Origin of the sequence: Methylobacterium nigriterrae (assembly GCF_037106235.1) — a bacterium.
In the GTDB taxonomy this organism is placed as follows: domain Bacteria; phylum Pseudomonadota; class Alphaproteobacteria; order Rhizobiales; family Beijerinckiaceae; genus Methylobacterium; species Methylobacterium nigriterrae.
Window position 1 is genome coordinate 1 of record NZ_JBAWTG010000539.1, and the last position, 470, is coordinate 470.

The 470-nt window shown below is 66.0% G+C and carries 1 pseudogene; it reads right to left on the reverse strand.

Going from position 1 to position 470, the window contains the following annotated elements:
* Positions 1-214: 214 nt before the first annotated feature.
* A pseudogene (locus WDW90_RS38140) lies at positions 215-470 on the reverse strand (hypothetical protein); the annotation flags it as partial.

Consider the following 470-nt stretch of genomic DNA (forward strand, 5'->3'; position numbering starts at 1 on the left):
GAGGCGGACAGTGTTTGGGTTGAGGCAAGCTCAACCGAGGCTGCCATCGTCCAGGCTCGCTCCGTCGCGGCCACGGTCCTGGCAGACGCCGCAGGCATTGCCTTGCTGATGAAGGGCAATGTGGTGCTCTGGTCGGAACGGCGAGGAATGCCGAGGCCGGATCACTTGCGAGCAGCCCCAATGGCCGGCGCCACGGAGTGTCGAGCCGCTGATCCTAGCGAGAGGTTGCCGGTTCAGAGGCCTGTGGCTCGGGCGCCTCAATCGCCTGCGTCCAGAGGCGCCATGGTGCGGGAACCGGCAGGAACTCGCCCTCGTCCAGCGTCCATGCGGGCTGATGGTCGGCAGCCACGGTCATGCGGAATGGATTTTCGCCCGGTGACCCGATCAGCACAACGGTGAGCGTGTTTCGGCCGGCGTGCAGCCAGGGGGTCACGTCGAAAGTGAACCCGTCGAGAGACGGCTCGATTCCC